General features: G+C 54.0%; 19 protein-coding genes. 12 read left to right on the forward strand and 7 right to left on the reverse strand.

The window, feature by feature from the left end; all coding sequences use genetic code 11:
• Nucleotides 1–56: 56 nt before the first annotated feature.
• From GOX61_RS00210 to phoB, 6 genes are all read left to right on the forward strand, one after another.
• Complete coding sequence (locus GOX61_RS00210) at nt 57–1,112, forward strand: substrate-binding domain-containing protein (protein ID WP_155143164.1); 1,056 nt, start codon at nt 57–59, stop codon at nt 1,110–1,112.
• Between the two features lie 83 nt (nt 1,113–1,195).
• Complete coding sequence (gene pstC, locus GOX61_RS00215) at nt 1,196–2,668, forward strand: phosphate ABC transporter permease subunit PstC (RefSeq protein ID WP_170330386.1); 1,473 nt, start codon at nt 1,196–1,198, stop codon at nt 2,666–2,668.
• Entirely contained in the window at nt 2,665–4,026 is a 1,362-nt protein-coding gene (gene pstA / locus GOX61_RS00220) for a phosphate ABC transporter permease PstA (RefSeq protein ID WP_170330388.1), read from the forward strand. Before pstC ends, pstA begins: the two co-directional genes overlap by 4 nt.
• A 12-nt stretch (nt 4,027–4,038) precedes the next feature.
• A complete protein-coding gene (gene pstB, locus GOX61_RS00225) occupies nt 4,039–4,836 on the forward strand; it encodes a phosphate ABC transporter ATP-binding protein PstB (RefSeq protein ID WP_155143167.1) in 798 nt (265 codons plus the stop codon).
• 16 nt (nt 4,837–4,852) lie between these two features.
• Nucleotides 4,853–5,554, forward strand: a complete 702-nt coding sequence (phoU, locus tag GOX61_RS00230) for a phosphate signaling complex protein PhoU (RefSeq protein ID WP_155143168.1) — start codon at nt 4,853–4,855, stop codon at nt 5,552–5,554.
• Nucleotides 5,555–5,565: 11 nt separating this feature from the next.
• Complete coding sequence (phoB, locus tag GOX61_RS00235; protein ID WP_155143169.1) at nt 5,566–6,255, forward strand: phosphate regulon transcriptional regulator PhoB; 690 nt, start codon at nt 5,566–5,568, stop codon at nt 6,253–6,255.
• Between the two features lie 2 nt (nt 6,256–6,257).
• Here the strand turns inward: phoB and GOX61_RS00240 are convergent, their stop codons facing one another.
• Complete coding sequence (locus GOX61_RS00240) at nt 6,258–7,169, reverse strand: LysR family transcriptional regulator (RefSeq protein ID WP_170330389.1); 912 nt, start codon at nt 7,167–7,169, stop codon at nt 6,258–6,260.
• Between the two features lie 95 nt (nt 7,170–7,264).
• Here GOX61_RS00240 and GOX61_RS00245 point away from each other — a divergent pair, with 95 nt between their 5' ends.
• Together GOX61_RS00245 and GOX61_RS00250 are read left to right on the forward strand one after the other, a co-directional pair.
• Nucleotides 7,265–8,494 carry an acyl-CoA dehydrogenase gene (locus tag GOX61_RS00245; protein WP_170330391.1) on the forward strand — a complete coding sequence of 410 codons (1,230 nt, stop codon included), beginning with the start codon at nt 7,265–7,267 and terminating at the stop codon, nt 8,492–8,494.
• A gap of 131 nt (nt 8,495–8,625) precedes the next feature.
• Nucleotides 8,626–9,393, forward strand: a complete 768-nt coding sequence (locus tag GOX61_RS00250; RefSeq protein WP_170330393.1) for an SDR family oxidoreductase — start codon at nt 8,626–8,628, stop codon at nt 9,391–9,393.
• Here the strand turns inward: GOX61_RS00250 and GOX61_RS00255 are convergent.
• Both GOX61_RS00255 and GOX61_RS00260 read right to left on the reverse strand, forming a co-directional pair.
• The gene (locus GOX61_RS00255) at nt 9,390–10,259 is read right to left on the reverse strand and encodes an acyl-CoA thioesterase (protein ID WP_170330395.1); all 870 of its coding nucleotides are present in this window, start codon (nt 10,257–10,259) and stop codon (nt 9,390–9,392) included. The two genes, GOX61_RS00250 and GOX61_RS00255, sit on opposite strands and share 4 nt — an antisense overlap.
• Before the next feature lie 49 nt (nt 10,260–10,308).
• Nucleotides 10,309–11,484 carry a serine hydrolase domain-containing protein gene (locus GOX61_RS00260; protein WP_170331072.1) on the reverse strand — a complete coding sequence of 392 codons (1,176 nt, stop codon included), beginning with the start codon at nt 11,482–11,484 and terminating at the stop codon, nt 10,309–10,311.
• 128 nt (nt 11,485–11,612) lie between these two features.
• Here GOX61_RS00260 and GOX61_RS00265 point away from each other — a divergent pair, with 128 nt between their 5' ends.
• Nucleotides 11,613–12,338 carry a 2-hydroxychromene-2-carboxylate isomerase gene (locus GOX61_RS00265; protein WP_170330398.1) on the forward strand — a complete coding sequence of 242 codons (726 nt, stop codon included), beginning with the start codon at nt 11,613–11,615 and terminating at the stop codon, nt 12,336–12,338.
• Nucleotides 12,339–12,341: 3 nt separating this feature from the next.
• On the opposite strand, the gene GOX61_RS00270 is transcribed toward GOX61_RS00265, so the two are convergent.
• Genes GOX61_RS00270 through GOX61_RS00280 form a run of 3 tightly spaced genes read right to left on the reverse strand, consistent with a single transcriptional unit; the run spans nt 12,342 to nt 14,986 of the window.
• The gene (locus GOX61_RS00270) at nt 12,342–13,139 is read right to left on the reverse strand and encodes an IclR family transcriptional regulator (RefSeq protein WP_170330400.1); all 798 of its coding nucleotides are present in this window, start codon (nt 13,137–13,139) and stop codon (nt 12,342–12,344) included.
• 12 nt (nt 13,140–13,151) lie between these two features.
• Entirely contained in the window at nt 13,152–14,171 is a 1,020-nt protein-coding gene (locus tag GOX61_RS00275; RefSeq protein ID WP_170330402.1) for a phosphotransferase family protein, read from the reverse strand.
• Nucleotides 14,168–14,986, reverse strand: coding sequence for an SDR family NAD(P)-dependent oxidoreductase (locus tag GOX61_RS00280; RefSeq protein WP_155143177.1), 819 nt, complete (start codon nt 14,984–14,986; stop codon nt 14,168–14,170). The genes GOX61_RS00275 and GOX61_RS00280 overlap by 4 nt, the downstream gene beginning before the upstream one ends.
• A gap of 169 nt (nt 14,987–15,155) precedes the next feature.
• On the opposite strand from GOX61_RS00280, the gene GOX61_RS00285 reads away from it, so the two are divergent.
• From GOX61_RS00285 to GOX61_RS00295, 3 genes are all read left to right on the forward strand, one after another.
• Nucleotides 15,156–16,154, forward strand: coding sequence for an NADPH:quinone oxidoreductase family protein (locus tag GOX61_RS00285; RefSeq protein ID WP_170330404.1), 999 nt, complete (start codon nt 15,156–15,158; stop codon nt 16,152–16,154).
• Nucleotides 16,155–16,282: 128 nt separating this feature from the next.
• Complete coding sequence (gene aroQ, locus GOX61_RS00290; protein WP_170330406.1) at nt 16,283–16,732, forward strand: type II 3-dehydroquinate dehydratase; 450 nt, start codon at nt 16,283–16,285, stop codon at nt 16,730–16,732.
• On the forward strand, nt 16,729–17,484 hold the full coding sequence (locus GOX61_RS00295; RefSeq protein WP_155143180.1) for an autoinducer binding domain-containing protein: 756 nt from the start codon (nt 16,729–16,731) through the stop codon (nt 17,482–17,484). The genes aroQ and GOX61_RS00295 overlap by 4 nt, the downstream gene beginning before the upstream one ends.
• 384 nt (nt 17,485–17,868) lie before the next feature.
• On the opposite strand, the gene tsf is transcribed toward GOX61_RS00295, so the two are convergent.
• Nucleotides 17,869–18,744 (reverse strand): translation elongation factor Ts, encoded by an 876-nt coding sequence (tsf, locus tag GOX61_RS00300; protein WP_170330408.1) that lies wholly within the window; start codon nt 18,742–18,744, stop codon nt 17,869–17,871.
• Between the last annotated feature and the right edge of the window lie 14 nt (nt 18,745–18,758).

The following is an 18,758-nucleotide window of genomic DNA, read 5'->3' on the forward strand; positions in this document are numbered from 1 at the left end:
TGCCGACAAGATCATCATGGGGGTGATCAATGTATATCATTACCAAGGAGACTGAGATGTCCTTTGTGAAACTGTCGGCTTCGGCGCTTGCTATCGCTGCCGTATCGGCCACTGCTGCTGCTGCTCGTGACCAAGTACAGGTTGCTGGTTCTTCGACCGTTCTGCCTTACGCGTCGATCGTTGCTGAAGCCTTCGGTGAGAACTTTGACTTCCCGACACCGGTTGTTGAATCGGGTGGTTCTTCGGCAGGCCTGAAGCGTTTCTGCGAAGGTGTTGGCGAAAACACCATCGACGTTGCAAACGCTTCGCGCGCCATCCGTGAAAAAGAAATCAAAGCTTGTGCCGAAAACGGCGTAACCGACATCATCGAAGTTCAGATCGGTTATGACGGCATCGTTTTCGCATCTGACATCAATGGCAACTCGTTCGAGTTCACCCCGGAAGACTGGTACAAAGCTCTGTCCGCTCAGATCGTTGTTGACGGCCAGTTGGTCGACAATCCGAACAAAACCTGGGCCGACGTGAACCCTGCGTTCCCGGCGCAGCCGATCGCAGCATTCATCCCGGGCACCAAACACGGCACCCGTGAAGTGTTCGAAGACAAAGTGATCCTGGCTGGTTGTGAGCATTTGGGTGACTTCGACGCCTATCTGGCAGCTGCAGAAGGCGACAGCGACAAAGCCAAGAAGAAAGCGGCCGAGAAAGCCTGTATCGCTCTGCGCACCGACGGCGTTTCTGTCGATATCGATGGCGACTACACTGAAACTCTGGCTCGTATCGACAGCAACAAGGACGGCATCGGCGTCTTTGGTCTGGCGTTCTACGAGAACAACACCGACAAGCTGCAGGTTGCGACCATGTCGGACGTTGTTCCTTCGACCGAATCCATTGCTTCGGGTGAATACCCGGTTTCGCGCCCGCTGTTCTTCTACGTGAAGAAAGCCCACATCGGTGTGATCCCCGGCCTGAAAGAATATGCCGAGTTCTTCGTCGCTGACGAGATCGCTGGCCCCGATGGTCCGCTGGCAGAATACGGCCTGGTATCTGACCCTGAGCTAGTCAAGGTACAGGAAGCTGTTGCCAACGAAACCGTTCTGGGCGGCGGTTCCTAATAACCCTTGCTAACGGAACCGGGGCGATTTATGCGCGCCCCGGTTCTTTTTGACTCCAAGTCTGCCATTCCTACGGAGTTCTCATGGCGTTATCCTGGCTGTTGCTTATCCTGCTTGCGCTGGCAGTGATTGGATACTTTGCGGGTCGATCCCGCTCTCTGGCAAGTGTGGGAGGTGACACCCGCGATTTGCACTCTCTGCCATCCTACTATGGCTACAACGTTGCGCTAACAGCACTGGTTCCGGCCTTGGGCGTGTTGATCATCTGGCTCTTGGTGCAGCCGATGATCGTGAACAGCACAGTATCCGGCCTTATTCCTGATCAAGCGATCCCCGAAGGTTCAGATCGCGGCTTGGTCATGAGCGAGGTGCGCCGTGTGGCTTATGGTCTGGAAGGTGCCGTCACGAGCGGTGCAATGACCGAAACACAGGCGCAGGACGGCAGCGCAGATATCGAGACCCTGACCAAAACGCTGAAAGATTCAGGACAGGTTCTGACACAGGATATTACGCAACCAATTTTGGTGGCGGCGCAAAAGTTCCGCAGCATGACATCAACCGGTAAGGTTGCGATGCAAGTCGTCGTACTAGCTCTGGCGCTGCTTGGTGCTGCCTTTGCCTATGTGCGTACGCACAAGGAATTCCGCGCGCGCAATGTAGTGGAGCAGGGCGTTCTGGCGCTGTTACTGTTGGCCGCATCAATCGCGATCCTGACTACGGTCGGCATTGTTCTGTCGATGCTGTTTGAGACCATGAACTTTTTCCAGCTGCATTCGTGGAAGGACTTCTTCTTCGGCAGCACCTGGGCCCCGAATTTCCGCGGAGGCAGTGAGCTGTCGATCCTGCCGCTGCTGTGGGGGACACTGTATATCTCGGTAATCGCATTGCTGGTGGCCGTGCCGATCGGCCTCTTTGCAGCGATTTACCTTTCTGAATATGCATCGGGTGCGACACGGTCTATCGCCAAGCCCTTGCTTGAAATTCTCGCAGGTATCCCGACTATCGTTTATGGTCTTTTCGCGTTGCTGACCGTTGGTCCGGCACTCGTGTCGATGTTTGGCCACGGCGGCACGCTGGGCATCAGCTGGATGGCCAGTTCCAACGCAGTTCTGACCGCCGGGCTGGTGATGGGGATCATGCTGATCCCGTTTGTGTCATCTCTGTCGGATGATATCATCAATGCCGTGCCACAATCCATGCGCGATGGTTCGCTGGGTCTTGGCGCAACCCATTCCGAAACCGTGCGTAGTGTAATCCTGCCAGCAGCGCTGCCGGGTATCGTCGGAGCGGTTCTGCTGGCCGCCAGCCGCGCCATCGGTGAAACCATGATCGTTGTTATGGCTGCTGGAGCAATTGCCAAGTTTTCGGGCAACCCGTTCGAGGCTATGACCACAATCACGACGCGGATCGTGAGCCAGTTGACCGGGGACACTGACTTTGCCAGCCCCGAAACGCTGGTCGCGTTTGCGCTGGGTCTGACCTTGTTCATCATCACACTGGGGCTGAACATCTTCGCCCTCTACATCGTACGTAAATACCGGGAGCAGTACGAATGACCGATATTTCCCAAACACCTGGCGCTGCTCCGACCGCTAAACCTAAAAGTGGTTCGCTGTTCGAAAAGGACGCGCGCACCAAGCGGCGTAACGCGGCTGAAAGCCGGTTCAAGATGTACGGTATCGCTGCCATCGGTATCGGGCTGCTGATGCTGATCGTGCTGGTGACGAACATTGTGACCGCCGGTACCGGAGCCTTTCAGCAAACCTATCTTGAACTGGATGTCGATCTGAAAGCTGACAAGCTGGACAAGAAAGGCAATCGGAATATCGAGGACATCAAGAAGGTGTCGACCTTTGGTTATGCGCCTCTGATCGCGTCTGCGCTGGAATCCGAAGTTGCAAAACTTGGTATTCAGACCGATTTGTCGGCCAAGGACATGGGCAAAATCCTGTCCAAAGCAGCCCAAGCTGAGTTGCGGAACTACGTCATCGCCAACCCTGATGAGATCGGCAAGACGGTCAGCTTCCGTTTTCTGACCAACAGCCGCGTTGATGGCTACATGAAAGGCCGCGTAACTCGCGACTCGATTGCCAACGATAAGAGTATCTCGGTCGAACAACTTGATTTCGTTGACCAGTTGCGGGATGCCGGAGTTCTTTACAAGGCGTTCAACCCGGACTTCATACTGGGCGCTGATGCCTCCGACCAACGACCCGAGGCTGCGGGAATCGGTGTGTCCATGCTGGGTTCGCTGTTCATGATGTTCGTAGTGCTTGCGCTAGCGCTTCCGATTGGCGTTGCGGCCTCGATCTATCTTGAGGAATTCGCGCCGCAGAACCGCCTGACGGACATCATCGAGGTCAACATCTCGAACCTAGCGGCCGTGCCGTCGATCGTTTTCGGCATTCTGGGTCTGGCCGTATTCATCAACTATATGCACCTGCCGACGTCCGCGCCGCTGGTCGGTGGTCTGGTGCTGACGCTGATGACCTTGCCGACGATCATCATCTCGACCCGTGCGTCGCTCAAAGCGGTTCCGCCGTCGATCAGAGATGCGGCGTTGGGGGTAGGGGCCTCGAAAATGCAGGCCGTGTTCCATCATGTACTGCCGCTGGCCGCGCCCGGTATTTTGACCGGTACCATCATTGGTCTGGCACAGGCGCTAGGGGAAACTGCTCCGCTGCTTCTGATCGGGATGGTGGGCTTTATCGCCTCGAACCCGCCCGACGGCATCGTTGCAGGATTCCTGTCGCCAAACTCGGCCATGCCGGCGCAGATCTACGAATGGTCCAAGCGTGCCGACCCGGCCTTTTATGAACGCGCATGGGGAGGCATCATCATTTTGTTGATCTTCCTCGTCACAATGAACACGATTGCGGTCATCCTGCGCCGCCGCTTCGAACGCCGCTGGTAAGTGGAGGCTAAAATGAACGACATGTCACGAGTGGAGAGAACTGTGGACTCCAAAGATATCAAGATCGCCGCGAAGAACGTTCAGGTTTACTATGGCGATACCCACGCCATCAAAGACGTAGACGTGGAAATCGAAGACAAGACGGTTACCGCCTTCATCGGTCCTTCGGGCTGCGGCAAGTCAACGTTCCTGCGTTGTCTGAACCGGATGAATGACACCATCGACATCTGCCGTGTCAAAGGGGATATCCTGCTGGATGGTGAGGATATCTATGACAAGCGAGTCGACCCGGTTCAGTTGCGGGCAAAAGTTGGCATGGTTTTTCAAAAACCGAACCCGTTTCCGAAATCGATCTACGATAACGTAGCCTACGGCCCGCGTATCCATGGCCTTGCTAAGAACAAGGCGGAACTGGATGAGATCGTTGAAAAATCCCTGCGCCGAGGTGCGATCTGGGATGAGGTAAAGGATCGCCTCGACGCTCCGGGAACCGGATTGTCCGGTGGTCAGCAGCAACGTCTTTGCATCGCACGCGCCGTGGCAACGGCGCCCGAAGTGCTGCTCATGGACGAGCCATGCTCGGCGCTTGACCCGATCGCAACCGCTCAGGTCGAAGAACTGATTGATGAACTGCGCGAACGCTACTCGGTGGTGATCGTGACCCACTCGATGCAGCAGGCTGCGCGCGTCAGCCAAAAAACCGCGTTCTTCCACTTGGGCAATCTGGTCGAGTTTGGCGAAACCGGTCAGATCTTCACCAATCCGGTTGATCCTCGCACGGAAAGCTACATTACAGGCCGTATCGGCTGAACACAGGTATTCAGATATGACCGAACAACATATTGCATCCGCATTCGACCGGGATCTCGAAGCCATTCAGGCACACATTATGAAAATGGGTGGTCTGGTCGAGGCTGCGATTATGGGCGCTGCGCGCTCACTGGAAACACGTGACGAAGAACTGGCACAAGAGGTTCGCCAAGGCGACAAGGCCATTGACGCGTTGGAAGACGTTATCAACGAAGAAACCGCGCGCCTGATCGCATTGCGGGCCCCCACAGCCGGTGACTTGCGGTTGGTTCTTTCGGTGCTGAAGGTTTCGGCCAACCTGGAACGTATCGGCGACTATTCCAAAAACATCGCCAAGCGGACTACGGTTCTGGTCAATGCCGGCGAGATTAACGGCAGCGCTGCCGCCTTGCGCCGCATGGCACGAGAGGTTGAGGTTATGCTGCGTGACGCTCTGGATGCGTATATCCAGCGTGACGCCGAACTGGCCACCGATGTGATCGAGCGTGATGAAGAAGTCGACCAGATGTACAATGGTCTGTTCCGCGAGTTCCTGACCTTTATGGCGGAAGATCCGCGCAACATCTCTTCGTGTATGCACCTGCATTTCATCGCCAAGAACATCGAGCGCATGGGTGACCATGTCACGGCAATTGCCGAGCAGGTCGTGTACCTCGTGACAGGTGAGCGCCCGACCGAGGCGCGGCCCAAAGCCGATACCACGTCGCAAACCGCCTAGGAGACAAGACAATGTCCGCTGATCAGCCAACAGTTCTGGTTGTAGAGGATGAATTGGCGCAGCGCGAAGTGCTGGCCTACAATCTTGAGGCCGAAGGCTTCCGCGTTTCCAAAGCGGCCAGCGGCGACGAAGCCATGCTGCTTGTGGATGAAGACAGCCCAGACATCATTGTTCTGGACTGGATGATGCCCAATCTCAGCGGGATCGAGGTTTGCCGGCGCCTGAAAACGCGCCCGGATACACGCTCGATCCCCATCATCATGCTGTCGGCACGCAGTGAAGAGGTGGACAAGGTTCGCGGCCTGGAAACCGGCGCAGACGACTATGTGGTCAAGCCGTATTCGGTGGTCGAACTTATGGCTCGCGTCCGGACCCAGTTGCGCCGGGTACGTCCGGCGACGGTTGGTATCCGGCTGGAGTTCGATGACATCATCCTCGACTCGGAAACTCATAAGGTCAGCCGTGGCAACAAGCCTCTGAAACTTGGTCCCACAGAGTTTCGGCTGCTGAGTACGTTCATGGAAAAACCGGGCCGGGTCTGGAGCCGTGAGCAACTGCTGGATCGGGTGTGGGGCAGGGACATCTATGTCGATACACGCACCGTGGATGTCCACATCGGGCGACTGCGGAAAGCACTCACACAGCACGGTGGTGAGGATCCTGTGCGCACAGTTCGAGGCGCTGGATACGCCTTGGGCTAAGCCTATCGCGGCAGCGTCTCCTCGGTCTGTGCCTGAGAGGCAAGCCAGTGCCGGAACTCTCGCAAAGAGGGGTCATTGGATTTGGATTTGGGCCAAACCAGATAATATGCGCCCATGGTTTCCACGGCATCTGGAAAGACAGCAATCAGTTTGCCTGTCGCCAGATCCTGCTCGATCAAATAGTTCGGCAGCAGCGCGACACCAAGGCCATGCAACGCAGCCTGATTGATGGTTGTAAACTGATCATGAACTGTGCCGGGCAGGGCGTCTGGATGATGAACGCCCATTTGGCGAAACCATTCCTGCCAGGCTGCCGGGCGGGTCTGTATGTGCAACAGTGGCAGTTTCAGAAGATCAGCGGGTGAACGAAGTCGCCCGGTCGGTAGCAAGGAAGGCGAACAAACCGGAAGGACACGTTCGACGCTAAGCAGCAGACGCTCTGTTCCCGGCCAGTCAGGTTCGCCAAAATGTAGTGCTGCATCAAATGGTTCTGCGGTAAAGTTAAATGGCCGCAGGCGCGTTGACATGTTGATTGTGATATCAGGATGCAGGCGCGCGAAGTCAGGTAAGCGTGGTACAAGCCAACGCATACTGAAAGTCGGTAGGATAGCCAGGTTCAGGGTACCCCCAACTGGCGCAACGTGAAGCTTCAGCGAAGCCTGTGCTATGTGGTTCAATCCCTGCCGAATTTCGGCGACGTATTCCTGTGCAGCCGGCGTCAGTGATAGGCGTTTTCGATCCCGGCTGATCAGTTCCACACCCAATTGATTTTCCAGTGTTTGCAACTGGCGGCTTACTGCACTTTGAGTAAGAGCAAGTTCCTCAGCCGCCGCAGAAGCTGATCCAAGGCGATCCAGTGCTTCAAGCGCACGGAGCGAAGAGATTGACGGGAAAAGGCGTCGGGTGGTTTCCATGTATGCGATATACTCATGGAAACATGCAAATGTCTCGCTGTTTTTTGCGGTTTTGTCAGAGTAGGGTGCGGCAACCAGATTTAAGGAGCTGCAAGATGAACGCCCCAGAAACAAAACCTGTCCTTCGCGCAAAAGATGCTCCGGACCTTGGCAACTTTACTTGGGACGATCCATTCCGTTTGTCCGATCAGTTGAATGAGGACGAACGCCTGATCGCCGATAGTGCACATGCGTATGCGCAAGAGAAGCTACAGCCGCGCGTTACCAAAGCATTTGAAAATGAGGAAACTGATCCCGGAATCTTCCGAGAAATGGGCGAAATGGGCCTGTTAGGGACTACTATTCCCGAGGAATACGGTGGGATTGGCGCGGGCTATGTAACCTATGGGCTGGTTGCTCGTGAGGTCGAGCGCGTGGATTCTGGTTATCGTTCGATGATGTCAGTTCAAAGCTCATTGGTGATGTATCCGATCTATGCGTACGGCAGTGAGGAACAGCGCAGGAAGTATCTTCCAAAGCTTGCAAGTGGCGAATGGATTGGCTGTTTTGGTCTGACAGAGCCCGACGCCGGATCTGATCCCGCCGGCATGAAGACCCGCGCAGAAAAGATTGATGGCGGTTACCGTTTGACCGGTAGCAAGATGTGGATTTCCAACTCACCTATTGCGGATGTGTTCGTGGTCTGGGCGAAATCTGACGCACATGACGGTAAAATCCGAGGCTTTGTGCTGGAGAAAGGCATGAAAGGCCTCAGTACGCCAAAGATTCAGAACAAGCTGAGCCTGCGCGCATCGATCACCGGTGAAATCGTGATGGATGGCGTTGAGGTAGACGAGGGCGCCTTGCTGCCGCACGTTCAGGGCCTCAAAGGACCATTTGGTTGCCTCAACCGTGCGCGTTATGGGATCAGTTGGGGTGTGATGGGATCAGCTGAGTGCTGCTGGCATGCAGCTCGTCAATACGGTTTGGACCGGAAGCAGTTCAATCGTCCTTTGGCGCAAACGCAGCTGTTCCAGCGCAAACTGGCTGATATGCAGACCGAGATAGCGCTGGGTCTTCAGGCCAGCTTGCGTGTTGGCCGTCTGTTAGATCAGGCCGAAGCTGCACCAGAGATGATTTCGATCGTAAAGCGCAACAATTGCGGCAAGGCACTGGATATCGCTCGGATGGCGCGTGACATGCATGGTGGCAACGGAATTTCGCTGGAGTTCCAGGTCGTGCGGCACATGATCAATCTGGAAACTGTGAACACCTATGAAGGGACGCATGACGTTCATGCACTGATCCTAGGGCGGGCACAAACCGGGCTGCAGGCGTTCTATTGAACCATATGACAGGTATCGTGTAATCGGTATTATGTAAATAATATACCCTAAGAACACTGCCAATGTTCGCATTGGCGGTGTTTTTACAAGATGTTACGCTGTGATTTGAAACAGATACAGCGGACCCCCAAATGGAACTTAAGGATAAAGTAATTGTCATTACCGGAGCTGCCGGTGGTATTGGCAAAGGACTGGCTGAGCGGTTCGCCCGCGAAGGTGCACGTATCGTCTGTGCAGATCTGAATTTACCCGAAGCTCAAGCAGTCGCTGATGCTATCAAGGGCAAAGCCGTAAAATGCGATGTATCTAGTGAAGATGACATCCAGGCGTTGATCGAAACCGTCGAAAGCACACTCGGGCCAATCGACCTCTTTTGTGCCAATGCAGGAATTCTGACTCTTGGCGGACTTGAGGTGCCAGATGAAGATTGGGACCGGATCTGGAAAATCAATGTCATGTCGCATGTTTGGGTCGCACGTCATCTGGTGCCAAAGATGGTTGAGCGTGGTCACGGCTACATCCTGACAACTGCATCAGCTGCTGGTTTGTTGAACCAACCTGGCGCTGCTCCATATGGGGTCACCAAGCACGCAGCCGTTGGTTTTGCCGAGTGGCTTTCTCTGACTTACGGCAATCAAGGTATACGCGTTTCGGTACTGTGTCCGCAGGCTGTTCGATCCGAGATGACGCGCGGACACGAAAATTCGGTTGCCGCAATCGATGGAATGCTTGAGCCCGAAGATGTGGCGCAGGCCTGTGTAGAAGCAATCGCTGAAGAGCGCTTCCTTGTTTTGCCGCATCCGCAGGTACTCGATTATATGCGTTTGAAAACAGCTGACTATGATCGATGGCTGGGCGGAATGCGGAAGCTAAATCAACAGTTTGCCGGTGAAACCTAAGTTTTTTTTTGAGGTTTGCGCAACAGCCCTTCCTGTGCCACCGACGCGACAAGAGTGCCATCCTGGGAATAGATTGACCCGCGGTTAAAGCTACGTCCCTGCCCCGTCCATGGCGACTCCATCGAATACAAATGCCAGTCCTGAAACTGAACTGGCGCGTGGAACCACATCGCGTGATCGAGGCTTGCGCCATTGATTTCACCGGTAAACCAGCTGAGTCCATGCGGGCGCATGCCCGAGCTCAGCAGGCTCATATCCGATGCATAGGCCAACAAAAGGTGTTGCGTCACTTGGCTTGCTTGATCGGCGGCCTGCATCCTGAACCAGATATGGTTATGATCATCTGCTTTCTCTGGTTGAAATAGGTCCAGCGGCTCAATTTCTCGTACGTCAATGGGACGTTCACGTAGGAATTCCGTGCGTAGCCTCTCAGGGACGCGAGGCAGATATCTTTGCCTTAACTGATCCCGCGTGGCGTGCTTTTCCGGCGGTTCCACGTCCGGCATTTTATGCTGGTGATCCCAGCCGTCATCTTGAATGTGAAAAGATGCCGACATGTTCAGGATTTGCTTTCCGTGTTGAATGGCAACAACGCGACGGGTAGTAAATGAACCTCCATCTCGTGCCCGATCAACTTGATATATAACCGGAATCTCTGGATCGCCGGGCCTTATGAAATAAGCATGTAGCGAGTGACACAAACGATCCTCAACGGTCCGATACGCTGCCGCCAACGCCTGTGCGATCACCTGACCGCCAAATATGCGCATTGGCGTCTCACCGCCCGATCCGGTGCCGCGGAACAGATCGACCTCAAGGCGCTCAATGTTCAACAGGTCCAGCAGAATGCGCTCGGCTTCAGTCATATCCGACTCTCCGGTTTGGTTTTGCCTTCGGGTAGCAGCCCTACGGCCCTCATTCAATCAATGCCCCAAGGACAAGCCCCTTGAGTTCTGATCGCGACGGGTAGGAGCTGGACGGCGAAAGTTGGGTGAAGAACACACAAGTGAAATCGTTCTCACGGTCAATCCAGAAGAAAGTTGAGGCCATTCCACCCCAACTAAAGTCGCCAACTGAGCCGGGTGTGCGGGCACGTGCCGGATCGAGAACGACAGCGCCGGCCAAACCAAAGCCCATGCCTTCCATAGGTTGTTCAGCAAAGCTATGCGGCCCCATTGATGCGATGTCACCGGGTAAGTGATTGCGCATCATGAAGTCGACGGTCTTTGAACCCAGTAGTCTGTTGCCGTTGAATGCTCCCTTGTTTCGTAGCATCTCTGCAAATCTGGCATAGTCGTCGATCGTTCCGACCAATCCTCCGCCACCGGAAAATGTTGAGGCATTCTCGAACGGTGATTGACCGGGCTGATCCGTCAGACGCAAGGTTTCCCCACCGCTTTTAGCCGCATTCAGGGCCATCGCGTCACCTTCTAGCGGGGTGTAGAGCGAGGCAAATCGATCCCCTGCCCCTGAGGGTACGGGAAAGGCAGTCTCTTGCATCCCCAATGGCGCAAATATTTGTTCTGCGAAGAACTGATCCAGCGTTTGTCCCGATACGATTTCGATCACACGCCCGATTACATCAATCCCGACCGAATATTCCCATTGAGTTCCTGGTTTAAATGCGAGCGGGAGTTGCGCCAACTCTTTGACTTTGTCTGCCAAGTGCCCTTGGTTTGGCCCAAAAATCAGGTCCAGCTCATCCATTGCCGCTGGCAAAATGCCGGGGTTGAATGGATAGCTTAAACCGCTGGTATGGGTGAGTAACTGGTGCAGTGTGGGTGTCGGAGCATCTTCGGTTTGATCAATGCGCTCTGCATCTGGAACCAAGGCCTGCATATCCCGAAATTCTGGGATGAACTCTGAAACGGGTGCTTCCAGATGGAACAATCCGCGCTCTGCCAGCATCATCAATGCGACAGATGTTATTGGTTTGGTCATCGAGTATATTCGGACCAGGGTATCCCGCTTAAATGGAAGTTTGTTCTCGACACTACGCTGCCCACAGGTGTGAAAAAAAGCTTCTCGTCCACCCTGGTGCAGCAATATTGAACTGCCTGCGTATTTTCTTTGGTCTACATAGCCTTGCATCCAATCGCGGATGCGATCCAACCGTGCTGTATCAAAATTTGCCGTCACGATCCCTACCCGCTCAATACCCTTATCTGAGGTGATCTTGCCGCCTTGTCCGATGAAACGACAGACAAAAATGAAAGGGTTTGCCTGAAAAGCCAAAGCAGTATCGGCGTCTGCACAGTGACGCTGCTAAACTGAAACAGGTAAAGATTCGCAGTGTTTTTGTTTTTCCCCGCATCAAAGAATTATTTCGGAGTAAGATCATGCCGCATAGTGTTGATTTTATGTATGATTTTAGTAGTCCTAATGCGTTTCTTGCGCACAAGGTACTACCGGATCTTATCAGTCGCCGCTCGGCCGATCTGCGGAATGTTCCGATACTACTAAGTATTGTTTTTAAGGCGACGAATAACCAGAGCCCCTTTCAGGCATTTGCGGAGAACCGACAAAAATCGGCTTACCTGACGCATGATCTACACCGTTTCGCGCGACGTCGCGGAATTAGCTTTCACATGAGCCCGCATTTCCCACTGAATACAAAATTCGCTATGCGAGGTGCGGTGTTTGCGATGGGTAAACCATGGGAAAACAAATACATAGATGCTATTTTTGACGCAATTTGGGTGCATGGCCAAAAGATCGATGACCTTAACGTTTTGTCTGATGTTCTTCAGGAAAATGGTCTTCCTATAAGAAAGATCCGAGAAGCGATCTCGAGCGCCGACATCAAACAGAAGTTGAAAGAGCAAACCAAGGCAGCAGTGCGAAGCGGTGTGTTTGGCGTACCCAGCATGTTTGTCGGGCCCGAGATGTTCTTTGGAAAGAACAGCCTGGGGAATCTGGACCTTGAGCTTTCGCTGGACAAGTAGGCTCTAAGGCCGCATCCCCAACTCGTGTGCAGCAGACTTCAATCTTTCAGCGTGTTCATTTTCCAGTTCTTCCGGTTTGACATAGAAACTAGGCCCACCGATATTCAGTCCGAAGAACCGGTCATCTTGTGGTGAAGGGACTGGAACAGAGATGGCATGAACATCGTCGCGCCAGAGCGAGTATCCGGTGCAATACCCATGCCTATCATATTCATCTTGCGCAGTTTTTATCGAATCTTGCAGCTGAACCTTCCCCAAGCCGAGATCTTGTTTTGCAGCTTCGATTGCTGCCTCTTGGCGGTCTTGGGGCATTCCAACCAGAATGGAGCGGCCCATTGCCGAGGTGAACAATGGCAGGCGTGATCCGACATGCATGGTTAGCGCAACATTCTCGGTCGATCGGTTTACCGCCACGTAGATCACTTCGGCGCGGTGGGCTTCTCCCAGTGCGACTGTAAGATAGGGGTTCGCTCCGCTTCTTAGATCGCGCAACACATCCGTCGCGCGTTCGCAGATATCTGTTCCGGCCAAGACGCTGAAACCCAGCCTCAGAACCCCTGCCCCAAGCCTGTATGAGCCCCCGGGATGATCCTGAACCAAATAGCCAAGTTGGCAAAGTGTGTGGGTCAATCGAGAAATTGTGGGTTTCGGCAAACCTGTTCGATCAGAGAAATCGGTATTGGTTAAAGCTGCCTCACCATGGCGATAACAACGCAGAATTTGCAGGCCACGCGCCAGCGAAGTGACAAAGTTCCTGTCTTTTTCCCCTTGACCGGGTTCGGCTAGATCATCTGTGGCCATGCGCGTTTCCTATCACTTCAATGCTGACAACCCATGTTGTGCAAAAACAGGAACATAGGCGCCAAAGGCCTGCGCGCGTGCAGGATCCGATGCATTCCCATCGAGTGCGCGCTTGTAGACCCCTTGCAGGATGCCCGCCATACGAAAGAAGTTGAAAGCAAGATAAAAGCCGAAGTTTTCGATACCGGATATCCCGCGATGCTCGCAATATCTGGCGATAAAGGCTTGGTCCGATGGTAGGCCAAGGCTATCGCGATCGATACCGGCAAGCCCCCGTCCCTCTCTACCCGGTGGCATTTGCCATTGCATAATGACAGCAGCCAAATCGGCATATGGATGGCCAATCGTTGACAGTTCCCAGTCCAGAACCCCGATACAACGGCTGCCGTCACGCTCGAACATCAGGTTGTCGATCCTGTAGTCACCATGCACCAGAGTGCGCTGACCATCATCTTCCGGAATCGAGGCTTCCAACGCAGAAATCAGAGCGTCCATATCTGCAATCTCGTTGGTTTCCGAAGCCCGGTACTGTTTGGTCCAACGCGCAATCTGACGTTCAAAGTAGTTTCCCGTCGGTCCATAGTCAGACAATCCAACCGCATCGATATCGACCATATGAAGCTCGGCCAGAACCCGGTTCATTTCGTCCAGTATTGCGGTTCTGGTTTCGTTGGATTCGCCTTTCATCGTCGGCTCTAGAAAGGTTCGCCCCTGCAAATGTTCCATTACATAAAAGGCGGATCCAATGATGTCGTCATCTTCGCATAGCAGATACATCTTGGGCACCGGCACCTTGCTGCCTGCAAGAGCGCTCTGCACACGAAACTCACGGTCAATAGCATGAGCCGATTTCAACAAGACACCAGGCGGTTTTCGCCTTAAAACAAAGCTTTTATCTGGAGTTTTTAACTCAAAGGTGGGGTTAGATTGCCCCACCGCAAACTTAGTAGCCTCCAGCGGGCCACGATGACCGTCCAGGTGATTTGCCAAATAGGCGTCGACAGCATCGATATCCAACGTATCGGTGCTCATAGCGCGTCGGCAAAAATATTGCCGCCCGTTACCACGTTGATACCGCCAGAGACAGGGATCACCGAACCGGTCACGTAGCTGCCACCGCGGCCGCAAAGGAACAACAAACAGCCCGCGATGTCTTCGTCGCGGCCTACTCTGCCCAGCGGCACGGATTTGCCTACCTTCTCCCTCTTTTCTTCGTCTGCTGTTGCGAAGGCGGTCATCCGCGAGACAAATGGTCCGGGGGCCAGCGCATTAACCGTAACGTTGTACGGGGCAAGTTCCTTGGCCATGATCCTTGTAAGGTGGATGACTGCCGCCTTCGAAGCCGAATAGCTGTAGGCCCCATCTCCCATAGGAACTTCACCCATAACTGACGCAACATTAACCACGCGCGCAGGATCGTCGCCGGATCCTGATTTCATCAAGATAGGCAGCAGCTTTTGCGTTAGGTCAAAGATACCGGCGACATTGACCGACATGACTTTTTCCCAGGCATGATAGGGAAATTGACCCAGCGGAGCCCCCCAACTTATGCCCGCATTATTCATCAGAATATCAAGGCGTTCCGTCCGGTTTTTGATTTCAGATACCAGCGCGTCAATACCTTCTTCTGTACTGATATCTCCTGCAAAACCCTCTGCAGTTCCCTCGGCATCAAGTGCGTTCAATTCTGCCGCCACAGCCTCACAGGAGTCTCCCTTTCGCGACGCGATCAACACTCTTGCGCCTGCTCGCACCAGCGCCTCGGCGGCCATGCGCCCGATACCTGTTGCACCGCCGGTGACCAGTGCAGTCTTACCCTGCAGGGAAAAGAGTTGTTCAGGGGTCATAGGGTGTCCTTTTCTAATCGACTGCTCTGTGTTGCCCGTTCTTACATAAACACAACCTCTCAAACCGAGGCTGTTTCGCTGTGCAGAATTACATTTCGCTAAATTCTTGACAACACATGCGGGTGGTTCAACTTTCTGTGCTTAACAGAGGCAATTACGAGAGACTCAAATGCAAGCATTACTCAGCGTCGCGCCAGGAGGCCCCGAGACTCTTGAATTGACCACAATGTCCGATCCGGAGCCGAAAAAGAACGAGTTGTTGATCAGAGTGCGGGCAGCAGGCGTCAATTTCCCGGACACACTGATTATTCAAGACCTTTATCAGATGAAGCCACCTCGCCCGTTTGCGCCGGGTGGTGAGGTTTCGGGTGAGGTCATCGCAACCGGATCTGGGGTTGAAGGTTTCCAGGTGGGTGATCGCGTTCTGGCGCTAACCGGCCATGGCGGATTTTCAACGCATCTGTGCATCAATGCATCTTCGGCGATCAAGTTTCCCGAGACGATGCCGTTTAAAGATGCCGCCTGCTTTATCTTCACGTACGGCACCTCCTACCACGCCCTGAAAGACCGGGCGGCGTTGAAACCCGGAGAAACGCTGTTGGTACTCGGGGCCGCCGGTGGCGTTGGGTCTGCAGCGATTGAGCTTGGGAAAACCATGGGCGCACGTGTAATCGCTGCGGTCTCTTCGGAGGACAAGGCCAAGTTTTGTCGCGAAATTGGCGCTGATGAAACGATCATCTATCCGCGAAAGCTCGACAGGGACGCACAGAAGGCTTTGTCAGCGGAGATTAAGCGGCTTTCCGGTGGTGAAGGTGTCGACGTGATCTATGATGCCGTCGGGGGTGAGTATGCTGAACCAGCGCTGCGCAGCATGGCGTGGAATGGTCGGTATCTGGTGGTTGGTTTTCCCGCAGGCATTCCCAACATCCCCCTGAATTTGCCTCTGCTTAAAGGATGTCAGATCGTTGGGGTCTTTTGGGGAGCTGCAGTGTTTCGCGACCCTCAGGGCCACGCCGAAAATATAGGCGAGCTGTTTCAGATGTACCTGAACGAAAAGATAAAGCCTCGGATCAGCGCAAGTTATCCGCTGGATAAGGCAACCGAGGCGTTAGACTTGCTGACGAAGCGATCTGTTCTCGGAAAGGTTGTTGTCACAACGGACGATTGACCAACAATCTTTCAGCTCTCCCGACAAGACTGGTCACAGAGATTCACCAATGCTCGCCTCATAAGAGCAATGCTGGTGGACAGCCCCACCTTTTCGCGTTTAAGAGAAAGTATGGGGATAGTGAGATAATGCACAACGTTCTGGTTTTGAATGGCCCGAATCTCAACCTGCTAGGAACGCGGCAGCCTGAGGTTTATGGCCACACGACACTCAAGATGATCGAAGACCTGTGCGTTTCGCACGGCAACTCGATTGGGCTGACTGTATCGCATATGCAGTCAAATCACGAAGGCGCATTGATCGATGCGATACATACCGCTCGTGGTGTGCAGGCCGGGATCGTGCTGAATGCCGGAGCTTTCACGCATACATCTGTGGCGCTGATGGATGCTATTTCTTCAGCCGAAGTGCCTGTTGTTGAAGTTCATCTTTCCAACATCCACGCGCGCGAAGCATTTCGCCACAAATCCTACATCGCACCAGTAGCCATCGGACAGATCTGTGGCTTTGGGGCCAAGGGGTATGTGCTGGCCCTTGATGCGTTGGCAGCTCATCTAAGTGATGGGGGCAGCGGATGAACCTTCATGAATATCTGAACTTCGTAAGTTATTCCACGACGCTTGAAGAGCTTTGGGATGGGCATTGTCGTCAGATGGCGGGATACGGTTTCGACCGCCTGCTCTACGGCTATACACAGTACCGGACAGAAACGTCGCTGGGTGATCCCGAAGACTTTGTGATACTGACCAATCATGGCGAAGGGTATCTGGAGGGTTTCCTGAAAGATGGCCTATACTTTAACGCTCCGATGTTGAAATGGGCGTTGAACCACGAAGGTGCTGCCAGCTGGAGCATGATCCATGAGATGATGTCCAGCGGTGTAATGACACCAGCAGAACGCAAAGTTTTTGATTACAACAAGTCCAAAGGCGTTACCGTCGGCTATACCGTCAGCTTCAACTCGGTCTCGGTACGTTCAAAGGGTGCGATCTCACTGTCGGACAGTAGTGGCCGAACGCAGGATGACCTGGATGCGCTCTGGGAGGAGCATGGTGACGACATCCTGCTTATGAACAATGTCGTGCATCTCAAGATTCTGACCCTGCCCTATAACGCGCCCAATCGCGCTTTGACAAAACGTCAGAAAGAAGCACTGCAATGGGTTGGTGATGGTAAGACCACGCAGGATATCGCCCTGTTAATGGGGCTCACATCGGCCACAGTTGAAAAGCACCTTCGCCTTGCTCGTGAGGCTCTGTCAGTCGAAACAACGGCTCAAGCTGTACTGAAGGCATCGCTTCAGAACCAGATATTCGTCATGGAAGCCTGAGAGTAAAATCGGCGCTAATCCGCGTCAATTTACCTTAGGTAAGGAAATCATGACTTTTCGAATCTGGGCGTAAAATTGCAAAGTGATACTGTTCCGTGAGTGGTGGCTTTAGCCAGGGAACATTTGGTCGGATCTTTGCAATTCCAGAGCTCTCCGATCGCTCTGACAAAGGGGCGCCTATTCGTCCGCGTACCTGTGTCGGAAATTTTGGGGGGCCTCGACCATCCCCATCATGCGGGGCCCCTCAATCCAAATTATGATTGTTCTCAAGCTGCGCCTTTTGGGCGCTTTTTTTTTCAGGTTTTTCCCTCGACATAAAAAAGCCGGCTACGCTTGGGCGTAACCGGCTCTTGTTCGATCACGGTCGCCCGTGAAATCGCGGGCTTAGCCCTGAGCTGCCTTGGCAACTTCGGCTGCGAAGTCTTCTTTTTCGACTACGATGCCTTCGCCAACTTCCAGACGGACAAAACCGGTGATGGTTGCGCCTGCTTCTTTGGCCGCTGCTTCAACGGTCAGGTCAGGGTTCACAACAAACGCCTGGTTCAGCAGTGTCGATTCCGCGACGAATTTCTTCATACGGCCTTCGATCATCTTTTCGATCACCTGCTCCGGCTTGCCGGATTCGCGGGCGATGTCCATCTGAACCTGCTTTTCTTTCTCGACAACAGCCGGATCCATATCCGCTTCGGACAGAGCAGCAGGGTTCACAGCTGCGATGTGCATCGCAACCTGCTTGCCGATGGTTTCATCACCACCCGACAGAGCAACCAGAACGCCAATTTTACCCATGCCATTGGTGGCTGCGTTGTGGACGTAGGACACAACGGTGTCGCCCGACAGTTTGGCCATGCGGCGAACCGACATGTTTTCACCGATGGTGGCGATTTTGTCGGTCAGGGTATCAGCAACGCTCTTGCCGCCCAGATCGGCCGCCAGCAGAGCTTCGACATCGTCGACGCCTTCAGCTGCGTATGCGATCTTGCCGACCATTTCCTGAAACTCAGAGTTTTTCGCAACGAAGTCGGTTTCCGAGTTCACTTCAACAGCAACACCGTTGCCACCGTCGACGTGGACTGCAACCAGACCTTCAGCTGCGGTACGGCCCGATTTCTTGGCCGCTTTGGCCAGACCTTTGGTGCGCAGCCAATCAACGGCTTCGTCCATGTTGCCTTCGGTTTCGGTCAGCGCTTTTTTCGCGTCCATCATGCCTGCGCCGGTCGAGTCGCGCAGTTCTTTAACCATTGCTGCTGTGATTGCCATCTTTTGGCTCTCCT

Source organism: Ruegeria arenilitoris, assembly GCF_013030265.1.
Taxonomy (GTDB): Bacteria; Pseudomonadota; Alphaproteobacteria; order Rhodobacterales; family Rhodobacteraceae; genus Ruegeria; species Ruegeria arenilitoris_E.

Bases quoted from the DNA above. Each gene is read 5' to 3' on its own strand.
- GOX61_RS00210 (WP_155143164.1), top strand. From the start codon at position 57: ATGTCCTTTGTGAAACTGTCGGCTTCGGCGCTTGCTATCGCTGCCGTA.
- pstC (WP_170330386.1), top strand. From the start codon at position 1,196: ATGGCGTTATCCTGGCTGTTGCTTATCCTGCTTGCGCTGGCAGTGATT.
- pstA (WP_170330388.1), top strand. From the start codon at position 2,665: ATGACCGATATTTCCCAAACACCTGGCGCTGCTCCGACCGCTAAACCT.
- pstB (WP_155143167.1), top strand. From the start codon at position 4,039: ATGAACGACATGTCACGAGTGGAGAGAACTGTGGACTCCAAAGATATC.
- phoU (WP_155143168.1), top strand. From the start codon at position 4,853: ATGACCGAACAACATATTGCATCCGCATTCGACCGGGATCTCGAAGCC.
- phoB (WP_155143169.1), top strand. From the start codon at position 5,566: ATGTCCGCTGATCAGCCAACAGTTCTGGTTGTAGAGGATGAATTGGCG.
- GOX61_RS00240 (WP_170330389.1), bottom strand. From the start codon at position 7,169: ATGGAAACCACCCGACGCCTTTTCCCGTCAATCTCTTCGCTCCGTGCG.
- GOX61_RS00245 (WP_170330391.1), top strand. From the start codon at position 7,265: ATGAACGCCCCAGAAACAAAACCTGTCCTTCGCGCAAAAGATGCTCCG.
- GOX61_RS00250 (WP_170330393.1), top strand. From the start codon at position 8,626: ATGGAACTTAAGGATAAAGTAATTGTCATTACCGGAGCTGCCGGTGGT.
- GOX61_RS00255 (WP_170330395.1), bottom strand. From the start codon at position 10,259: ATGACTGAAGCCGAGCGCATTCTGCTGGACCTGTTGAACATTGAGCGC.
- GOX61_RS00260 (WP_170331072.1), bottom strand. From the start codon at position 11,484: ATGCAAGGCTATGTAGACCAAAGAAAATACGCAGGCAGTTCAATATTG.
- GOX61_RS00270 (WP_170330400.1), bottom strand. From the start codon at position 13,139: ATGGCCACAGATGATCTAGCCGAACCCGGTCAAGGGGAAAAAGACAGG.
- GOX61_RS00275 (WP_170330402.1), bottom strand. From the start codon at position 14,171: ATGAGCACCGATACGTTGGATATCGATGCTGTCGACGCCTATTTGGCA.
- GOX61_RS00280 (WP_155143177.1), bottom strand. From the start codon at position 14,986: ATGACCCCTGAACAACTCTTTTCCCTGCAGGGTAAGACTGCACTGGTC.
- GOX61_RS00285 (WP_170330404.1), top strand. From the start codon at position 15,156: ATGCAAGCATTACTCAGCGTCGCGCCAGGAGGCCCCGAGACTCTTGAA.
- aroQ (WP_170330406.1), top strand. From the start codon at position 16,283: ATGCACAACGTTCTGGTTTTGAATGGCCCGAATCTCAACCTGCTAGGA.
- GOX61_RS00295 (WP_155143180.1), top strand. From the start codon at position 16,729: ATGAACCTTCATGAATATCTGAACTTCGTAAGTTATTCCACGACGCTT.
- tsf (WP_170330408.1), bottom strand. From the start codon at position 18,744: ATGGCAATCACAGCAGCAATGGTTAAAGAACTGCGCGACTCGACCGGC.